General features: G+C 34.6%; 14 protein-coding genes. 13 read left to right on the top strand and 1 reads right to left on the bottom strand.

What is annotated here, in order from left to right:
- Window positions 1-25: 25 nt before the first annotated feature.
- Window positions 26-424: a hypothetical protein gene (locus tag IEV72_RS04455; protein ID WP_188457894.1), complete on the bottom strand. Its 399-nt coding sequence runs from the start codon at window positions 422-424 to the stop codon at window positions 26-28.
- 482 nt (window positions 425-906) lie between these two features.
- Between IEV72_RS04455 and IEV72_RS04450 the strand changes: the two genes are divergently transcribed.
- From IEV72_RS04450 to IEV72_RS04390, 13 genes are all read left to right on the top strand, one after another.
- On the top strand, window positions 907-2,484 hold the full coding sequence (locus IEV72_RS04450; RefSeq protein WP_188457893.1) for an NADP-dependent glyceraldehyde-3-phosphate dehydrogenase: 1,578 nt from the start codon (window positions 907-909) through the stop codon (window positions 2,482-2,484).
- 104 nt (window positions 2,485-2,588) lie between these two features.
- Window positions 2,589-3,050: a hemerythrin domain-containing protein gene (locus IEV72_RS04445; RefSeq protein WP_188457892.1), complete on the top strand. Its 462-nt coding sequence runs from the start codon at window positions 2,589-2,591 to the stop codon at window positions 3,048-3,050.
- Window positions 3,051-3,198: 148 nt separating this feature from the next.
- Entirely contained in the window at window positions 3,199-5,202 is a 2,004-nt protein-coding gene (locus IEV72_RS04440) for a monovalent cation:proton antiporter family protein (protein WP_188457891.1), read from the top strand.
- A gap of 43 nt (window positions 5,203-5,245) precedes the next feature.
- Window positions 5,246-8,476 (top strand): AsmA-like C-terminal region-containing protein, encoded by a 3,231-nt coding sequence (locus IEV72_RS04435; RefSeq protein WP_188457890.1) that lies wholly within the window; start codon window positions 5,246-5,248, stop codon window positions 8,474-8,476.
- 82 nt (window positions 8,477-8,558) lie between these two features.
- Window positions 8,559-9,059, top strand: a complete 501-nt coding sequence (locus IEV72_RS04430) for a DUF6913 domain-containing protein (protein WP_373283987.1) — start codon at window positions 8,559-8,561, stop codon at window positions 9,057-9,059.
- Complete coding sequence (gene dapA, locus IEV72_RS04425) at window positions 9,060-9,938, top strand: 4-hydroxy-tetrahydrodipicolinate synthase (RefSeq protein ID WP_188457888.1); 879 nt, start codon at window positions 9,060-9,062, stop codon at window positions 9,936-9,938.
- A gap of 110 nt (window positions 9,939-10,048) precedes the next feature.
- On the top strand, window positions 10,049-10,873 hold the full coding sequence (locus tag IEV72_RS04420; RefSeq protein ID WP_188457887.1) for an outer membrane protein assembly factor BamD: 825 nt from the start codon (window positions 10,049-10,051) through the stop codon (window positions 10,871-10,873).
- Window positions 10,874-10,881: 8 nt separating this feature from the next.
- The gene (locus IEV72_RS04415) at window positions 10,882-11,217 is read left to right on the top strand and encodes a DNA-directed RNA polymerase subunit omega (protein WP_188457886.1); all 336 of its coding nucleotides are present in this window, start codon (window positions 10,882-10,884) and stop codon (window positions 11,215-11,217) included.
- A complete protein-coding gene (coaBC, locus tag IEV72_RS04410) occupies window positions 11,217-12,413 on the top strand; it encodes a bifunctional phosphopantothenoylcysteine decarboxylase/phosphopantothenate--cysteine ligase CoaBC (protein ID WP_188457885.1) in 1,197 nt (398 codons plus the stop codon). Before IEV72_RS04415 ends, coaBC begins: the two co-directional genes overlap by 1 nt.
- Before the next feature lies 1 nt (window position 12,414).
- Window positions 12,415-13,314, top strand: coding sequence for a type IX secretion system protein PorD (porD, locus tag IEV72_RS04405; RefSeq protein ID WP_188457884.1), 900 nt, complete (start codon window positions 12,415-12,417; stop codon window positions 13,312-13,314).
- A gap of 62 nt (window positions 13,315-13,376) precedes the next feature.
- A complete protein-coding gene (recN, locus tag IEV72_RS04400) occupies window positions 13,377-15,029 on the top strand; it encodes a DNA repair protein RecN (RefSeq protein WP_188457883.1) in 1,653 nt (550 codons plus the stop codon).
- Window positions 15,030-15,064: 35 nt separating this feature from the next.
- Window positions 15,065-15,874, top strand: a complete 810-nt coding sequence (locus IEV72_RS04395; protein WP_188457882.1) for an enoyl-ACP reductase FabI — start codon at window positions 15,065-15,067, stop codon at window positions 15,872-15,874.
- 142 nt (window positions 15,875-16,016) lie between these two features.
- The gene (locus IEV72_RS04390; protein ID WP_188457881.1) at window positions 16,017-20,978 is read left to right on the top strand and encodes a GEVED domain-containing protein; all 4,962 of its coding nucleotides are present in this window, start codon (window positions 16,017-16,019) and stop codon (window positions 20,976-20,978) included.
- Window positions 20,979-20,994 lie beyond the last annotated feature (16 nt).

The raw sequence follows: 20,994 nt of genomic DNA, 5'->3' as shown, positions 1-20,994 counted from the left end.
AAAGAATTTGATGGATAAAAAAGACTTAACTTTTGTAATCGATCAAATGCTTGGGTGGTTGCAGAATTTCGGTAGCGTGTAAGAATGAAAAATGGTCTTCGTAGTTGAAGTTTTCTTGCTTGAAAATTATGCTTTGAATAGGAGTAAAATTGAATTGCTCAGTAGAGATGTAATACACATTAGCAGCTATTGAAAAACCTTCTTGAAAAGGCAATTCTTGGTGTTCATCGTGTTCATCGGAATGTGCTTGTTTTTGGCTTCCGTAATGTAAGTCTATGAATTCCCAAAAACTATCTTGGTGTTCGACTTTATGGTGATTGTAATGCGAAATTAAGTTTGAAAAGTTCACCAAATTCATTGCATTGACCCCAAAGGATTGCAAGGAAAATAAAATGATTAACAAATAGGTAAAACTTAGTTTCATGATTACAAAGGTAATACAAAACCCAAATTGAAGCTTGACTTTTTTGCTGATTTCATGTGCTACATCTTATTTTTATTGAATTTAGATAAAATGAATATTTCGTTTAACTTTTCAATTCTAAAATTTTTTTTGAAAAACAACTAAATTAGGTGTTCAATTATTGCTTTTATCATTTTGATTATCAGTTTTTTATAATTTTTCCTTACCTAGGATTATGAATTTCAGCTTTATCAGTTTCAAAGCCTTTAAGGCTATGTAAATTTTAGTTGCAAATCAATAACCGCAAAGGCGCAATGAACGCAGAGATTATTATTTTGTCAAACTATAAAACAAATGCCTTAATCAAGAAAATTAATAAGTTTACATTCTCCAAATATTACCAACTTTCTTAAAGTTTAACAATTATTTTGCTTGTATTCAGGGTATTGGTGAATTTCTTTGGCTAAATTGTGATGAATTTTTAAATAAAATCACAAAACATTATGGCTACTTTAAATTACGCAACAATCGATTCACTACTTCATCAAAAAACCTACTTAGATAATGGGGAATTAGTAAAGTGGAATGGACAAATGGATGATGTGCATTCTTCCATTTCCACAACTGAAGAATACAAACCTACTTTGCTTGGTAGCATTCCACATATGGATGAAAAAACAGCTTTAGATGTGTTGGATTCAGCTGTGAAAGCTTACGACCAAGGAAAAGGAAATTGGCCAACCATGCGGGTAAAAGACCGCGTTGCTTGCATGCAACAATTTGTTGAAATCATGCAAACCAAACGAACAGAAGTAGTGAAATTACTGATGTGGGAAATCGGGAAAACCTTACCCGATTCTGAAAAGGAATTCGATAGAACCGTGCAATACATTCACGATACTATCGAGGATTACAAACAATTGGATAGAGACAGTGCCAAGTTTGTAAAAGTCGATAGCATCAACGCACACATTCGCCGCGGACCGCTAGGTGTGGTGTTGTGTTTGGGACCTTACAATTATCCGTTAAACGAAACTTTTGCCTTGTTAATTCCAGCTTTAATGATGGGGAATACCGCTGTTTTTAAACCTGCCAAACATGGAGTTTTATTGTTATCTCCATTGTTAGAAGCATTTCAAAAAAGTTTTCAGGCTGGCGTAATCAATGTAATTTATGGTAGGGGAAGAGAAGTAGCAGCACCGATTATGAAAACAGGAAAAATTGATGTGCTGGCACTCATCGGAAATTCCACTTCGGCCATTGCCCTGCAAGACCAACATCCATATAAAAGCAGACTTCGACTCATCTTAGGCTTAGAAGCTAAAAATCCAGCCATCGTTCTTCCGGGAGCCGATTTAGATTTAGCCATTGCCGAATGCATCAACGGTACTTTATCTTACAACGGGCAACGTTGTACAGCTTTGAAAATTCTGTATGTACATGATGAAATTAAAGAAGAATTCAATAAACGATTTGCAGAAAAAGTAGATCAACTAAAATTTGGTCAACCTTGGGAAGAAGGCGTAAAATTAACTCCGCTTCCAGAACCCAACAAACCGGCTTACATTCAAGAATTGATTGATGATGCAACCCAAAAAGGAGCGAAGGTTTTGAATGAAAAAGGTGGAACGACAACGCCTAACTACATTTATCCAGCGGTTTTGTATCCTGTGGATGAGTCGATGCGTGTTTACCAAGAAGAACAATTTGGCCCGGTTATTCCAATTAAACCATTTAAGAATATTCAAGAAATTTTAGATGATATGGCCAAATCCGATTATGGTCAGCAGGTTAGTTTGTTTGGAAAAAACATCAACGAATTGTCGCCACTCATCGATGTATTGGTCAATTTGGTTTGCCGTGTTAATCTGAATAGTTCTTGTCAACGTGGACCTGATGTGCTGCCTTTTACTGGTAGAAAAGATTCAGCTGTGGGAACATTGAGTGTGCATGATGCTTTGCGTTCGTTTTCTATTCGAACTTTTGTGGCTTCCAAAGACAACCCGAAGAATAATGAAATTTTAGAAGAATTATTAAACAGCAAAAAATCGAATTTTGTAAGTACAGATTATTTGTTGTAAAATTCAGAACCAAATAAAATAGCGTTTTTTTGAAGCAATACTACTCAAATGAAAAATCATTTTAGTAGTATTGTTTTTTTGCGAAATCTTTCAAAGTTTAAAACATGACTACAAAACCCATCAAAAGGCATCCCGCTTTACAAAATTTAAGCAGAGAACATCATGATGGATTGGTTTTCGCTTTGCGACTTCAAAAAGGCATTGCTAAAAAAGCCGATTTGCTTGATATGAAAGCCTATTCCGATTGGTTTTGGGAAAATTACTTGGTAGACCATTTCAAATTAGAAGAAGAGATTTTGTTTCCCTTATTAGGCAATGAGCATGATTTGGTTTTGAAAGCGAAAAATCAACATTTAGCCTTGAAATCACTTTTTGAACTTCCTTCCAAAAACTTTTCAGATTTTGAAAAAATACACGATTTGTTGCAACAACACATTCGTTTCGAAGAACGGGAATTGTTCAATGTGATGCAGGAAAAAGTAGCTGAAAAGGATTTGCTTCAATTTGAAAAGCTGCATTCCGAACAAAAAGTCTGTAGTTTTTGGGAGAATCAATTTTGGAAATAATCTGAAACTTTCTTTTCTTACCATTAATTTTTTTCAAAACAAGCTTCAAACTCTTGCGCATCCTACAATGTAAATTAATTGTCACGAAGTGATATTTAAATTTTAAGGCTTCAACTAATTCATTAATTTTACCTTTTCAATTTAACCTATGGAAATTCCTTTATTAAAAGAAATCGTCATTGTTATGGGCATTGCTTTGCCTATAATTCTGCTCTTCCAAAAATTGAAAGTTCCTTCTATTCTTGGCTTTCTTATCGCAGGAATTATCGTAGGACCAAGTGCATTCAATTTGTTGAGTTCGCATCATGAAGTGGAGCTGCTTTCAGAAATTGGAATCATTTTTCTGTTGTTTATTATTGGTATTGAACTTTCTTTTAAAGGTTTAATCAGCATTTGGCGAACTGTTTTTATCGGTGGTGGTTTGCAAGTTGGTTTTACCATTTTAATAACCGCTTTAGTTGCTATGGGTTTAGGGCTTCCCATCAATCAATCGGTATTTTTAGGTTTTTTAATTTCATTGAGCTCCACGGCTATCGTGCTGAAAATATTGAACGACCGAAACGAAATTAAATCAACGCACGGTAGAATGGCACTTGGTATTTTGATCTTTCAAGATATTATAGTTGTGCCGATGATGTTGCTAACCCCAATTTTAGCCGGAAAAACAGATGATGTAACCAACACCTTACTTATTTTATTGGTGAAATTAATCGGTGTAGGATTGGTTGTGTTTGTCTTGCAACGCTACATTGTTCCATGGGTTTTGGAATTGGTGGTGAAAACCAAAAACAGAGAACTTTTTATTTTAACCGTTATTGTATTGTGTTTTGGTGTGGCTTGGCTAACGTCTTCCGTTGGACTTTCACTTGCACTCGGTGCTTTTTTTGCGGGTTTAATTATTTCAGAATCAGAATATTCGCATCAAGCTACTGCCAATGTGCTTCCGTTTAGGGAAATCTTTATCAGCTTCTTTTTTATCTCCGTGGGTTCGTTGTTAGATTTGAATTTTTTCATCGATAACGTGCCTGTTATTTTAGGATTTGTATTGGGTGTTTTTTTATTGAAAAAAATCATTGTCGTACTGATTGCGCTTCTACTTAAATACGATATCAAAAATTCACACATCGCAGGTTTCAACTTATTTCAAGTAGGTGAATTTTCGCTTTTGCTTTCTACAGTAGGCATTCAAAATGAAATTCTTACCACAGAAGTGTATCAATTATTTTTAGCGGTTTCCATCATTACCATGGGAATTACGCCGTTTATCATGGCCAAAGCCGGAGCGATGACCAATAAATTGATTCAGCTTCCTGTTCCTAAAAAGGTTAGGAAACGGATGGAAAACCGAAAGAAATTTATCAACGAAAATCCCAATGAAGGTTTTGATGAACTAGAAGACCATTTGGTGATTATTGGTTACGGTATTAATGGCAAAAACATCGCCCGAGTTGCTGAAAGCATGAACATTCCGCATGTTATTATCGAGTTTGATGCCAAATTGATGCGAGAAGCCAAAGCAGAAAACAAACATGTAGTTTTTGGCGATGCTTCACAACCTGAAATTTTGAACCATGTGAATGCTCACAAGGCAAGAGTAATTGTAATTGCTATTTCGGATAAGGAAGCAACACATCAAATCATTTTTAATGTCCGACAGTATTCGCAAACCACACACATCATTGTGCGAACGCGTTATGTGAAGGAAATCGATGAAAATTTAAGATTAGGTGCCGATGAAGTCATTCCAGAAGAATTTGAAACGTCCATCGAAATATTTTCGCGTGTGTTGAAGCAATATCTAGTAACCGAGTCTAAAATTTCAGAAATTGTCAACTCCATTCGTTCATCAGACTACGAATTGTTTTCATCGGTGAAACCCATCAACAAAAAAGGAAGTTTCGAGCAATTTAATGTTCCTAACAAAGAGTTGGCCACCCTGCATGTGCAACACGGCAGAAACGATATTGTTGGAAAAGTATTGAGTGAAACCGGTTTAGCGAATAAGTATCAAGTAAACTTACTCGCCATCAAACGCGGTAGAAAATACATTACTAATATCGGTCCAGATACCACCATAAAGGTGGATGATTTAATTTATCTATTTGGCTCTCCAAACCGAATTAACACCTTGAATAAGGAAATAAAAATTTAACTTTTAGCTTAAAATGGTATTTTCGTTTTAGCACATACGGATTATGAAAAAGTGGAAAAAAATATTCATAGGGTTGGTTTTAGTGCCCATCTTCATTTTTGGTTTGGCCAGTGTATTTTTAGTGGTGAAAAAAGATGCCATCACACAAAATTTAATACAAGACTACAGCGAAAACATACAAGGCAGAATTGAAGTTGAAGCGACTCAAATTTCGCCTTTCAAGAACTTTCCTTATATTTCGGTAGACCTTCAAACCTTCAAAATATACGAAGACAAAAATCAAACAAAGCCTTTTATTTCGATTGAAGATGTGTACGTTGGTTTTGATGTTTTGAACATTATTCAAGGTGATTTCAAAATAAAAAGCATTCAGCTTGAAAATGGTGAAATGGCTATTGTTCAGCATCTTGATGAAAGTTATAATGTTGTAAAAGCTTTTGAAAGTTTAGTTGAAGAAGCGGAAGATTCCAATGAAGCAACAAACTATTCTTTAGAAAAAATTCAACTGAAAAACATTCGTTTTTCAAAATTGAATACAAATGATTCGTTGAAACTTTCTGCACAAATTGAAACGGCAAAAGGAAAACTCAAATCAGCTGAAAATCAATTGAATATACACTTAGATACCGAGCTTATTTTCAACTTAATCAATGCAAAAGACACCAGTTTTGTGAAAAACAAATACATGGAATTGCATACTGATTTTTCCTACAATGTAAGCGAACCAAAAATTACATTTGAAGAATCTGAATTGGTTTTAGAAAACGGAGTTTTTAGAATGAACGGCAGTATTGATATAGCCAATGATGCAGATGTACAATTGGAATTTAAAGGGCTAAAAGAAAACTTCGACTTGTTTATAGCCTTAGCGCCGCCCGAAGTGGAAGAAGCGCTTAGTGTGTTTGAAAATCAAGGAGATGTGTTTTTCGAAGCTAAAATCAACGGAAAATCAATCAACGGATTTTCTCCTTTAGTTGAAGCTAAATTTGGTTGTAAAAATGGTTTCTTAGATAATTTAGAAGCAAACAAAAAACTTAGCGACTTGAACTTTGTAGGTAGCTTTACCAACGGAAAAGATCGCAATTTGAGTACATCTGAAGTGCAAATTCAAAACTTTAGCGCTTCACCTGAAGCTGGAATTTTTAAAGGAGATTTGCGCATCACTAACTTTGTAAGTCCAGAAATCGATTTGCAATTGGATTCTGATTTCGATTTGAATTTCTTAACGCGTTTTTTCAATTTAAACGACTTGCGCAATTTAACCGGACAAGTACAATTGAAAATGAATTTCAACGACATTATCGATCTCGAAAATCCAGAATTGGCTTTGGAAGAATTCAATCAAGCTTACTATTCTGAACTGGAAATCAATAATTTAAATTTCACTACCGATTCCTATCATTTGCCCATTAAAGATTTGAACATCAAAGCCAAAATGGATGGAAATTTAACCCAAGTGGAGTTTTTTAAGTTCAAAATAGGGGAGTCCGATTTAGCTTTAAAAGGTGAACTTACTCATCTTCTCGATATCATTCATCGGTCTAACAAAACAGTTGAAGCCAACTTACAAATCACTTCCGATTTGATGGATTTTACCGAAATTACCACCACAGGTAAAGCAAATGAAAAGGTATTTGATGAAAAGCTTTTCAACTTTCGTGCACAATTGAAATTTAATGGTGCTGCCAATACCCTTCAGGTTTCCGAAAGTCTTCCAATTGGAACGTTTTATATAGAAGGGTTATTTGGGAAGTTTCAAAATTATCCACACGAATTGCATGATTTTTTTGCTCGAATTTACATTCGTGAAAATGAATTAGAAATAGTCAATTTCAAAGGAATGGTAGACGATTCCGACATTCATTTTACGGGTAAACTCGAAAACTATAATTTGTTTTTAGTTGAAAATCCGAAGGGTGATGCGGTTTTTAAATTTGATGTAGATTCCAATTTAATTCGCTTAAAAGATGTGTTTTCTTACGGTGAAGAAAACTATGTCCCCGAAGATTACCGCGATGAAGTTTTACGCGAAATAAATGCAGATGGTAACTTGGCTTTGCATTTTCAAGATTCGTTGCAATCTTCCGATTTTCGGTTGGCTAATCTAGAAGGACGAATGCGCATACATCCTTTAAAGTTTAAAGATTTTTCAGGACGACTTCATTTTGAAAACCAACAACTTCGTTTTGAAGAATTGAAAGGTAAAATTGGTAAATCTCATTTTAGCCTTACTGGAAATTACTATTTAGGAAAAGACGAAAAATTGCTGGAACAAGGAGACGAAATCAATTTTAAGGCCGCTTATCTTGATGTTGATGAATTGACCAATTACAAAGAACCCAAATCAAATGAAGCGCAACAAATCGACCATGATGATGCCTTTAATATTTTTGAAGTTCCTTTCAGAAATATGCAGATTACCGCTTCCATCGGGCATTTAAATTACCACAAATACAATTTGACTAATTTTAGTTCAACATTGCGGATGCAAGCCAATCATTATATTTATGTAGAAGATATGCGTTTTGAAGCCGCTGGCGGAAAAGTTGCTTTATCAGGCTACTTCAACGGTTCAAATCCAGATAGCATTTACATGCATCCCAACTTAAAATTGCAAAAATTAGATTTAGACCAGTTATTGTTTAAATTCGATAATTTTGGGCAAGATCAGGTAATTTCAGAAAATTTGCATGGCATTATGACGGGTGAAATCGAAGGAAAAGTTTTTTTGCATACCGATTTAACGCCTTATGTAAACAAAAGCAATTTGCAAATAGATGTTTCTATTGAAAACGGAATGCTAGAAAATTTTGAACCTATGCAAGCTTTATCCGATTTTTTCGACGATAAAAACCTGAATAAAGTTCTGTTTGGAAGTTTAGAAAATCGCTTGGAATTAAGAGATGGAAGTTTGGTCATACCAAATATGGTCATCAATTCTTCATTAGGTTATATGCAGCTTTCCGGTAAACAAAGTTTAGAAATGGACATGGATTACTACTTGCGTATTCCATTAAAAATGGTGACAAAAGTGGCAGCAAAAAAACTCTTTGGAAGCAGTAAAGAAAAAATTGACCCAGAGCAAGAAGACGAAATTATTTACAAAGACGAATCTGAAAATACCAACTACGTAAACCTAAGAATGAAGGGCGAACCCGAAAGTTACAGCATTTCACTACGCAAGAACAGGAACGAAGATAAGGGAGCTAAAGGTTTTGATAAAGGAGAAGATTTTCTGTTTGAAGACCTAAAAATTGAAAAATTTGAGTGGTAAATTGTTTTTTTAAATCCACCAAAATTCAACGCAATCCAATTTCTAAACCTTAAATTTGCGTTCGTTTTTATAAATCGCTGTTTTGCTAAAAAAATTCTTAATTAAATTCAAATTGAAAAGGGGCCTGCAAGTTCCTTTGCCAAAGGGAAAAAATAACGCGAAAGTTTTGTTTTTAGTAAATGCAGACGAATTTGATGCAGCTGATATTCATACTAGTTTTCAAACAACTTTTGAAAATAAATATACTGTTGAAAAGCTATGTTTTTCGCAGCAAAAAAAGAAATTTAAAGAAAACGCAGATGCTTTTTTTGGAACTAAAGATTTTTCATTCAACGGAAATATTTCAACTGAAAAATTAAAAGATGTAATCCATCAAGATTATGAATATGTGTTTCAGTTTTTTAACAAAGAACATTTGTATTTGAATTATCTTTCAGCTAAAACTAAAGCCAATTTAAGAGTCGGTTTTGAAGACGTAAACCCCAAACTAACCGACTTGCTTTTCAAATTGAATAAAACAGATTTAGATTTGTTTTTTGAAGAAGCCAAAAAATATCTAGAAATTATAAAAAAATCAGCATAAATGGAACAATTTAAAGGAACAGGTGTGGCACTGATTACACCATTTAAAGAAGATAAAAGTCTAGATTTAGAAGCCTTAGAAAACCTTGTGGAGTACCAAATTGAAAACGGTATTGATTATATTGTAGTCTTAGGAACAACTGCGGAAAGCGCTACTTTAACGCAAGAAGAAAAAAGCTTGGTCAAGCAAACCATAGTTTGGCAAAACAAAGGTAGACTTCCGTTGGTTTTAGGCATGGGTTCCAACAATACTAAAGCTTTAGTAGATGAAATTGAAGCAACAGATTTTACCGGTTTTGATGCCATTTTATCCGTTTCGCCTTATTACAACAAACCCACGCAAGCTGGAATTTACGCTCATTTTGCAGAAGTAGCAAAAGCCAGTAAAATTCCTATTATTTTATACAATGTACCCGGCAGAACAGCTTCTAATATGGAAGTAGAAACCGTAGCCAAATTGGCTAAGGATTTTGATAATATTATCGGTATAAAAGAAGCGAAAGGCGATTTGGTTCAAGCCATGGATTTAATTGCCGCCACACCTGACGACTTTTTAGTGATATCGGGAGACGATATGATTACTTTACCGATGGTTTTAGCCGGCGGAGCAGGAGTTATTTCAGTAATTGCAGAAGGTTTTCCTAAAGAATTTAGCCAAATGGTAAATTTAGGTTTAGAGCGAAAAGTAGACGAAGCATACCAATTGCATTATAAAATTGCACCTGCTATCAATATAATTTTCGAACAAGGAAATCCAGCAGGTATAAAAGCTGTTTTTGCACACAAAGACTTGTGCAAAAATGAATTGCGTTTACCTTTACTGCCTGTTGATGAAAGCTTGAACAATCGTTTGCTAGACTTAGTAAATCGGTTAAAATAAAATGCAATTTAGCACTTGTTTTATCGTTAAAATTAGGGCGAAAGAGAAGTTGAAAACTAAATTTTACAATTCAAGTGAGAATCAGTAACTTTGCAAATCAAAATTTGAGAATGAAAAACCTTTGTTTTATATTAATCTTGTCTTTGACTTTAATTTCATGTGGAGAATACAATGAAGTACTTAAAGGAAACAGCACAGAAGATAAGTTTAATTTAGCTAAAGAATTTTACGAAACATCCCTAGAAAACGGCAAACGCGGTAAAATGTTAAAGGCGCTACGATTGTTCGAGCAAATTCAGCCAGGAATGCGTGGCAAGCCACAAAATGAAATTGTTTCTTTTTATATTGCTAACGGAAATTACGCAATAGGAGATTATATAGTCTCAGGTTACAAGTTTGAGCGTTTTATTAAATCCTTTCCTGATTCAAATAAAAAAGAAGAAGCTGCATACAAATCTGCAGATAGCTATTATCAAGCATCACCCAGATACAGTCTTGACCAAAAAGAAACTTATACAGCAATTGAAAAGCTTCAGATTTATTTAAATGCTTATCCAGAAGGAGAATATTTTGATCAAGCCAACTCACATTTAGCAGAATTAACAGATAAATTAGAGAAGAAAAGTTACGAGATTGCTAAAAAATATCACCACATGGAATATTGGCAATCTGCTGCCCATGCGTTAAACAACTTTATTGAAGCCAATCCTGGTTCTAAATACAATGAAGCAGCTTATTACTATAAATTCGAAAGCCAATTTATTTATGCTGAAAAAAGTTTTAAAACCTTAATGAGAGAACGTCTACAAAAAGCTGACTCTTACTACAAAGATTATATAGAACGCTACCCAGAAGGAGAATTTATTGAAAAAGCCAATGCTTTAAAAGCAGAAATGGCATTATTATACGAAGATTTAGATGAACTAGAATTATAAAGAAAATCATGAATACAAACCTTAAAGAATCAAACGCGCCTACTTCAACAACCACGATTAATAAAAATCACGTTGATGCGCAAACCAATAATATCTACGAAGCTATTTCGATAGTATCAAAAAGATCTACTCAGATCAATACGGAGATGAAGAAAGAACTAATTGAAAAATTAGAAGAATTTGCTACACATAATGATAGCTTAGATGAAGTTTTTGAAAACAAAGAACAAATTGAAGTTTCTAAGTTTTACGAGCGTTTGCCAAAGCCACATTCTTTAGCCATGGACGAATGGTTAAATGAAAAAATTTACTTCAGAAAAACGGACGAAGAGCTAGATGCTTAATGTCTTTTTTAAAAGGTAAAAATATCTTATTGGGTGTAAGCGGCGGAATTGCCGCTTACAAATCCACTTTTTTAGTTCGCTTATGTATTAAGTCTGCTGCAAAAGTAAGAGTGATACTTACCCCAGATGCAGAAGAGTTTGTAACTCCACTAAGTCTTTCAACACTTTCTAAAAATCCGGTTATTTCTTCTTTTTATAACGAAGAAAAAACTTGGTATAATCATGTTAAATTAGGCGAGTGGGCAGATTTAATGATCATAGCTCCTGCAACAGCCAATACCATTTCTAAAATGGTCGCTGGACATTCTAATAACTTTTTACTTACCACTTATCTGTCAGCTAAGTGCCCTGTTTTTGTAGTGCCAGCAATGGATTTGGACATGTATAAACACCAAAGCACACAGGATAATTTAACTACATTAACTTCTTATGGAAATAAAGTTATTCCAGTAGGAAGTGGAGAGTTAGCTAGTGGTTTGTCTGGTAAAGGCAGAATGGCTGAACCTGAAGAAATTATTGATTTTATAGAAAATCATTTTCAGGAACAATCGCCACTACATAACAAAACTTTTTTAATTACGGCAGGTCCAACTTATGAGCCTATTGATCCGGTAAGATTTATCGGAAATCATTCTAGCGGAAAAATGGGGATGCAAATTGCTAAAGCAGCTCTTCATTTAGGAGCAAAAGTAAAATTGGTTTTAGGACCAAGTGCTGAATTTTACGAACACACCAACTTAGAAATCCTAAAAGTTCAAACTGCGCAACAAATGCTGGATGCGTGTTTGTCTATTTTTAATCAAGTAGATGTAGCTATTGCTACTGCGGCGGTTTCAGATTATAGACCAGCTCAAGTAGTTGATCAAAAAATTAAAAAGAAAGATGAAACGCTCACGTTAGAATTAATTAAAAATCCAGATATTTTGAAAACGCTGGGAGCTAAAAAAACTAATCAGCTATTAGTTGGTTTTGCTTTAGAAACTCAAAATGAAGAAGAAAATGCAATACAGAAATTGAGCAATAAAAACTTAGATTTTATCGTTCTTAATTCTATGAATAATGATGGCGCTGGATTTCAACACAACACGAATAAAATAACTATTTTAGCTGATAACTATAAAAAGGAGTTCGATTTAAAAACCAAATCTGAAGTAGCATCAGATATTTTAACCGAAATCCTTCAACGCATTGCATAACATGAAAAAAGTAGTTTTTTTAATTTTAAGTTTTTCATTTTTGATGCATTTTTCTGCAAACGCACAGGAATTTGATTGCCAAGTAGTAGTTGATGCTAAACAAACTGGAAAACTTCAACTTACCATTTTTGATAATTTAGAAAAGGCTATTCAAGAATTTGTAAATCAAAAAAAATGGACAGATAAACAATACAAAGATCACCAAAAATTGAAGTGTAGTATGTTTATTTTGATCACGAGTTATGATTCAGATAACTTTACAGGAAGTATTCAATTTCAAGCATCAAGACCTGTTTTTGGTTCTGATTATTCTACACCGCTTCTAAATGTTAACGATAGAAATTTTTCATTTAGATATACCGAGTTTCAGCCTTTAAATTTCAATCCAAATTCATTTGAAACCAACTTAATGTCTGTTGTTGCTTATTATTTGAATACAAGTTTGGGCTTAGATGCCGATTCTTTTGAACCTTTAGGCGGAACATCTTATTATGAACAGGCACAACAAATTGCCAATGCTGCACAATCTGCAAATGCAACTGGTTGGGGTGGAAGAGGAAGTAGCGGAGACTTTAACCGCTTTAACATAAACAGAGATTTACTAGCACAAAATTTTAGTACATTTCGGGAAGCGCTTTATGTTTATCACAGAGAAGGACTTGATGTAATGCATGAAGATATAGATTTAGGCAAAGAAAAAATTATTGCTTCTTTAAATATGATTCAAGAAGTAAACAAAACCCGACCTAATTCTGCTTTAATCCGTACCTTTTTTGATGCCAAAGCTGGTGAAATTCAAATGATTTTAAAAGATGGTCCTAAAAAAGACATTGCTTCTATAAAAGAAGCTTTATACAAAATGGCACCTGTTCACAACCGTCTTTGGAAAGAAATAAAGTAAACCACTTATTTTTCACTTCGTATTGCATTTGCTTTTGTATTTTTGAAAAAAAATAAAACTGCGTGCTTTCAAGCTTATCTATTAAAAATTACGCCTTAATTGAAGATGTTCATATCGATTTAAAAAAATCTTTAAACATTATTACAGGTGAAACTGGTGCAGGAAAATCTATTATTCTTGGAGCACTTGGTTTAATTATTGGCAACAGAGCAGATTTGTCCAGCTTAAAAGACAATCAAAAAAAATGCATTATTGAAGCTAATTTCAATATTGCTCACCTTCATTTGAAACCTTTATTTGAAAAACTAGATTTAGATTACGAAACCAACACGATTATAAGGAGAGAGATTTTAGCTTCTGGTAAATCCCGTGCTTTTGTAAATGATTCTCCTGTAAAATTACAAAGCCTACAACTATTGGGTAACGAATTAATCGATATCCACAGTCAGCAAGAAACCCGATCTTTAGCAGAAAGTGCTTATCAGTACCAAATTGTAGATAGTATTGCTGGTGTTGAAGTAGATTTAAAAGCTTTTAAAAAACAAGACCAAAAAATTAAAAAACTGTCTTCTCAATTAAATCAACTTATTGAAAAAGAAGCAGAATTAATCAGAGCCAGAGATTACAAAGCTTTTTTGTTAAGTGAGTTAGAAGAAGCCAAATTGAGTGAAATTCAATTAGAAGAATTGGAAAGTGAACAGCTTCAGTTGAGTAATGTGGAAGCTATCAAAGAACAACTCTCTTTTGCTAGCAACGCTATTCAGGAAGAAAACTATGGAATTTCTGAGCAATTAAATGAAATTAATAATCGGTTTCAAAAAATAAGCGATTTTGGAGAACAGTATTCAACTTTACAAGAACGTTTCAACAGTTTGCGTATTGAAGCAGAAGACCTTTCTTTTGAAGTTGACAAATTGAATACTTCTTTAGAAGATGATCCACAATCTTTAGAAAAAATAAACGATAGATTAGCATTGATTTATAAGCTTCAAAAAAAGCACCAAGTAGAAAGCTTGGAAGAATTGCTTCAAATTGAAGAAAATCTAGCTCAAGAAGTTTTTGAGACGGAAAACATTCAAAATCAAATTTCAAGTTTAGAAAAGGAGATTTCAGCAGAGCAGATTAAATTAGTTGCATTTGGAAAAACGCTACATAAAAAACGAAAAGCGGTGTTGCCGAAGCTAATTGAAAAAGCAAAAGTGCATTTGCAAGATTTGGCCATGCCTAATGTGCAATTTGATTTCCATATTCATTTTACAGAAAAAGCAAGTGCTTTTGGGATGGATGAAATGGAGTGGAAATTTTCAGCAAACAAAGGAAGCAGTCCAAAACCCATCGGGAAAATTGCATCAGGTGGAGAACTTTCTCGGCTTACCTTAGCTTTAAAATTTATTTTAGCAGAACACAAAAAACTTCCAACCATTATTTTTGATGAAATTGACACGGGTGTTTCTGGCGATGTGGCTTTAAAAATTGGCAACATGCTTTCGGCAATGGGAAATTTTTTACAAGTGGTTTCCATTACACATTTACCACAAATTGCCAGCAAAGGCGAACAACATTTTAAAGTATACAAACAAGAATTGAACGCTAGAACAACTACGCAGCTAAAAGCACTAAACAAGGAAGAGCGAATTACAGAGATTGCAGAAATGCTCGGAGGAGATGCTACATCAACTTCAGCAATTGCACATGCAAAAACCTTATTTCAATAAAACAACTTATATTTACCAACTTAAATTTAACAATTATGGCATACAACTTATTAAAAGGAAAACGTGGAATTATTTTTGGCGCTTTAGATGAAAATTCAATTGCTTGGAAAACAGCAGAGAAAGTTCACGAAGAAGGTGGAAGTTTTGTATTAACCAACGCGCCCATCGCTATGCGAATGGGTTCGATTAATCAATTAGCAGAAAAAACCAATTCTAAAGTAATTCCAGCAGATGCTACCAATGTTGAAGACTTAGAAAAATTAATAGATGAAGCTCAAGAAGTTTTGGGTGGGAAGCTAGATTTTGTATTGCATTCTATAGGAATGTCTATTAACGTTAGAAAAGGAAGAAAATATACCGACCAAAACTACGATTGGACGCACAAAGGTTTAGATGTTTCGGCGATGTCTTTTCATAAATTGATGCAAACCTTGCATAAAAAAGATGCCATGAACGAATGGGGAAGTATAGTTGCGCTAACGTATATGGCAGCACAGCGTGTTTTTCCAGATTACAATGATATGGCAGACAATAAAGCTTTTTTAGAATCTATTGCTAGAAGTTTTGGATATTTTTATGGGAAGGATAAAAAGGTAAGAGTAAATACCATTTCGCAATCTCCAACACCAACTACCGCAGGAAAAGGTGTTAAAGGTTTTGATGGTTTTATAGCTTATGCAGAAAAAATGTCTCCATTAGGTAACGCAACTGCAGACGAATGTGCAGATTATACCCTAACTTTATTTTCTGACTTAACCAAAAAAGTAACCATGCAAAATTTATTTCATGACGGAGGTTTCTCTAACGTAGGTGTAAGTCAAGAAGTAATGGAACAATTTCAATAACAGTATAATTTTCATAGGTTAAACCCCAGTAAATCAATTTGCTGGGGTTTTTTGTTTAGAAAAATTTAATATTTAAGAGAATTAAAAGTCATGTATGCTAACTTTTTTTTAATTTACGCCCACGAATTAAAAAAACATAAAGATGAATAAATTTTTACTAACTGGATTACTATTTGTATTTGGTTTGTGCTTCTCACAAGCCCAATATTGTGTGCCTACCTATGCAACAGGTTGTTCTTCTGATTTAATAGAAGACTTTACCATACCAGACGCAGGTTTTAGTCATTTAGACACAGGATGTTCTCCTGATGCATATGGAGATTTTACTGATGATAGCAATTTAGAAATTGACATGCAAATTAGTGTTCCCTACAACTTTGAAGTAGTTTATGGAACTCAATTTACACAGAGTGTTAAAATCTGGATTGACCTTAACGAAGATGAAGTTTTTGATGAATCTGAATTATTGTTTGAATCTTCTAATCCAGCTGCTCAACATTCAGGAGTACTAACTATTCCTAGTAATTTAACACCAACAACTACGCGAATGAGAGTTATGGGTAGATTTGGTGGATGGGTCGATGGTAACGATGCATGTACGCCAGGCTCTTCTTGGGGAGAAACACAAGATTATACGGTAAATATTACGCCAGCCCCAGATTGTCCTATGCCTACAGGTATTTCAATCAGCAATATTACAGGTGTTACAGCAGATCTTAGTTTTGACGAAGTCTCCGCAGCAGTAAACGGATATACCTATAACGTGTTCTTACAAGACGATGATATTGAAACCGCTGCACCAGTAATATCTGAAACTTTAGCTTCAGATGAAACTTCTACTACAATTACTGGTCTTTCCGGTCAAACAGATTACAAAGTAACATTACAGTCTGATTGTGATACTAACGGATTAAGTAATATAACTTCTCCTATTTCATTCACAACTTTAGAAACGTGTATTCCTCCAAATGGATTTGAAGCCAATAGTATTACAGAAGATTCTGTTATTTTTAGTTGGGATGAAGTTCCTAATGCAGAAGATGGCTATGAATGGTTTGTGTTCAGCGATGGTGACGACCCAGAAGTAGACACTGCTTTGCAATCAGGAACAGTAGATTTTGGAACAAATCAAGTAACCGTTAATGGTTTAGACTCAGGAGAGACTTTTCAGGCGTACATATCATCAGATTGTGGCAGTGTTGATGGGCAAAGTTTATTGAGCGCTGCAATACAATTTACTACACTTTGCTCTACTTTTCCGGCTCCCTATTTTGAAAATTTTGATGGTTCATCATGGGTATCTGGTGGCGGTTTTGGAAATGCAACTCCTTTACCAGAATACGATCCTTGTTGGACAGCCGATCCTGCTTCTCCAGCTTTTTTCTGGGGAACTAGAGAAGATGGAACAGGATCTGGAAGTACTGGCCCTAGTGCAGATGCATCCGGTAGTGGGAATTATGTATATACTGAAGGATCTAACGGTGTAGAAGGAGATGAAGCCTTATTACTTTCTCCACCCATAGATTTATCTGCTCTTGGAACTCCTGCGGTTACATTTAAATACCACATGTACGGACAAAGCATGGGATCTTTTTCTTTAGAAGTAAGGTTAGTAAGTGATTCAGAATGGGACGAAATTTTCTTTGTTGAAGGTGAGCAACAGACATCAAACGATGCAGATTGGTTAGAAGAAATTATTGAAATTGATGCTTATCAAGATGAAGTAGTTCAATTCCGTTTTAAAGCAGTACGAGGAAATGACTTTTATAATGACTTAGGTGTAGATGAATTTCTAGTTGACGAAGCACCAACTTGTTTTAATGTTTCAAACTTAGCTGTAACAAGTACAGTTGTAGATGGTGCATCTTTTTCATGGGATGAAAATCCAGATGCAACAGATGGATACGTTTGGGATGTTTTTGAAGAAGGTGATGATCCATTTACAGACACTCCTATTGCAGATGGATCTTCTACCACCAATTCTGCTAGTGTTTCTGGTTTAGATGCCAGTACTGTTTATCAATTTAGAGTTCGCTCAGATTGTGGCGCTAGTGGTTTGAGCAGTCCTGGTGTTTTAATAAACTTCCAAACAGAATGCGATGTAGTGCCAGCTCCTTATTCCGAAAATTTTGATGGATCTACTTGGGTTTCAGGAACTGGTTTTGGTAATACAGATTCAGAAATAGATCAGTGTTGGGATAGAGACCCAGATGCATTGGGTTTTTTCTGGGGAACTCGAGAAGGAACAACAAGTTCAGGTTCTACTGGACCAAGTTCAGATTTTTCAGGTAGTGGTAACTATATTTTTACAGAAGGTTCTAATGGAAATGAAGGTGATGTTGCTAATTTAACTTCACCACTTATAGACTTAACTCCTTTAACTGATCCATCCGTTTCATTTTATTATCACATGTACGGTCAATCAATGGGAGATTTTATAGTAGAAGTTAAAGAATCTTCTGCTACAGAATGGGACGAAATATTTACTATTTCTGGCTCACAACAAACTTCTAGTGATGATGACTGGATTCAATTATTTCTTGACTTAAATGCATACCAAGGACAAGTTGTACAAATTAGGTTTAAAGCAGTACGAGGGAATGATTTTTATAATGACTTAGGTATAGACGAATTTTCAGTTGACGAAGCACCAACTTGTTTTAATGTAACTGGTTTTACAGTTAGTGCCGGTTTAGATACGGCAACCTTTAATTGGAATGAAATTGAATCTGCTACAGATGGTTATACTATAGAAGTATACAATGAAGGTGATGAAATTGGAGTTGACACTCCTATTGTATCCGAAGATTTAGCACAAGATGTAACTACTTATGAAGCAACAGGACTAACTGAGAATTCAGATTATGTTGCTACTATAATTTCCAATTGCGGTACAGATGGTTTTGGAGAATTGATTACGTTAGAATTCTTTACTGTGGCTTTAGGAGATAATTGTTCAGCTGCTATTGAGATTAGTTCAGTTCCTTACAATACTACAGACGACACTACTAATTACACTGATTTTTATGATGGTAGTGCAGGTGCAGAATGTGGCTCAACTTCACCTTATTTAAATGGTAATGATGTTGTGTATTCATTTACACCAAATCAAGACATGGTCGTTCTTGTAACTATGGATCCAACTAATACATGGTCTGGTATTTTTGTTTATGAATCTTGTGCAGATATTGGTACTCAATGTCTTAATGGTGAAGCAAATTCTGGATCAGACATAAGAGAGTTTGAAGTTACCTTGACCGGAGGCGAAGACTATTTCTTTGTAATATCAACTTTTGCAGCTCCACAAACAACAGGGTATACGCTAGAAATTTCTGAAGTACTATGTGGGGCAGTAAGTGGTTTAGAAACTACATTTATAGGAGGAGAAGAAGTAGACTTAAGTTGGGATTCTGTTCCATCTGCAGTTAATTATCAATGGAAATTATTCAATGCTGGTGCTGATCCAGATACAGACACTCCAATAGAGAGTGGTTCTACATCAGATACTTTTTTAAATCTTACAGATTTAACAAGCTCTACAGCCTATGATTTCTATGTGCTTAGCGAATGTAGTGGAGGTGAAACAGGAAACCTTTCAGATCAATTATCTTTTGTAACAGATTGTTTACCACAGTCTTTTCCAACACCGGTAGAAGACTTTTCTAATGCTACATTTAATTACAATAACAACGATCTAATGCCATGTTGGTCTGAAGGTACAGGAGACTTAACAGCTTCAATGTCTATTACAGATGCTAATAGCACCTGGGGAGCTGGTAACTATGCAAATACGCCTAATACAGAGAATGGCCAATCGGCACGTTTAAATGTATTTGGCACGGGTACAAATTGGTTAGTTTCACAACAAATTGATTTAGGAGACGGAACAACTGATTTGGTGATTGAGTATGATGCAAGCCTTGTGCCTTTTAGTGGTGGTTCTATCGATAGCCCGCAAGTAACCACAATGGGACAGCACACAATTGATGTTGTTGTTTCTACAGACGGAGGTAATACTTGGAGTGACCAAGATATTATTTATACATATGATAATTCAAATATCCCTAGCCCTGATCAAACAGATTATGTTTCATTAGATGGTTATTCAGGTCTTGTAAAAATTGGATTCTATGTAAATAGAGTAGCTTCTGAAGATTTGTGGTTTTCTATGGATAATTTTAGAGTTATTGAGTCTCCAACATGTTTTGCACCGATTAACCTTGAAGCTGAAATAGTAGGTTTAGAAGATGTTGAGTTTTCTTGGGATACCAATGAATTGAATGCTGTTGAAGATGAATGGGAAGTGCAATATGGATTAGAAGGTTTTGAATTAGATAGTGACGAATCTGAATCTGTTATTGTAAATGATACACCTAGTGTAATAGTAGACGGCTTAGCTTCTGCGTCTGATTACGAATTCTATGTTAGATCAATTTGTGGTACAGACGATTTTAGCGAATGGCGTGGACCAGAAAGTTTCAGAAGTCCAATTGTTCCTATTGAAATTGGAGAAGGTGAATTTCATAATGAAGTTTACTGTTATGGTAATTTTGAAACTACCGAGTGGCTATTTGTTTCTACCGCTGATGAAACTTTAGATTTAATATTTAACGCTGGAAGTATTGAAGATACTTCAGGTTCCAACGATGTTCTATTAATATATGATGGATTTAATGAAAACGGAAACTTAATTTACGATTCGTCTTCAGATGGAGCAGTCCTAGCAGGAGTAACTTTAACTTCCACTTCGGGTGGTTTTTATATGAAGTTAACTTCAGACTTGGTTCAATCCTGTCAAGGTGGACAAGGAGAATTACCTGAAGAGTTTGATTTTGATGTTTTGTCAGAAACCTTCTCTACGCCTGGTTTTGGAAAAGAAGATTTTTCTTACTATCCAAACCCTGTTCAATCAAGTTTAAATATTCAATCAGATAAACTAGTTGAATCTATCGAATTGTTTAACATTTCAGGACAGAAATTAATAGTTGAAACGCCTAATAGCAATACACCTAGCATACAAATGCAAGATTTGCCATCAGGAGTTTACTTAATGAAAGTTACAATAGAAGGGAAGTTTGAAACCTTTCAAATTATCAAGGAATAGTCGATATACTTAGTTT

This window comes from Psychroflexus planctonicus, assembly GCF_014640195.1.
GTDB classification, from domain to species: Bacteria; Bacteroidota; Bacteroidia; order Flavobacteriales; family Flavobacteriaceae; genus Psychroflexus; species Psychroflexus planctonicus.
This window is presented reverse-complemented; position numbering and strand designations above follow the sequence as displayed.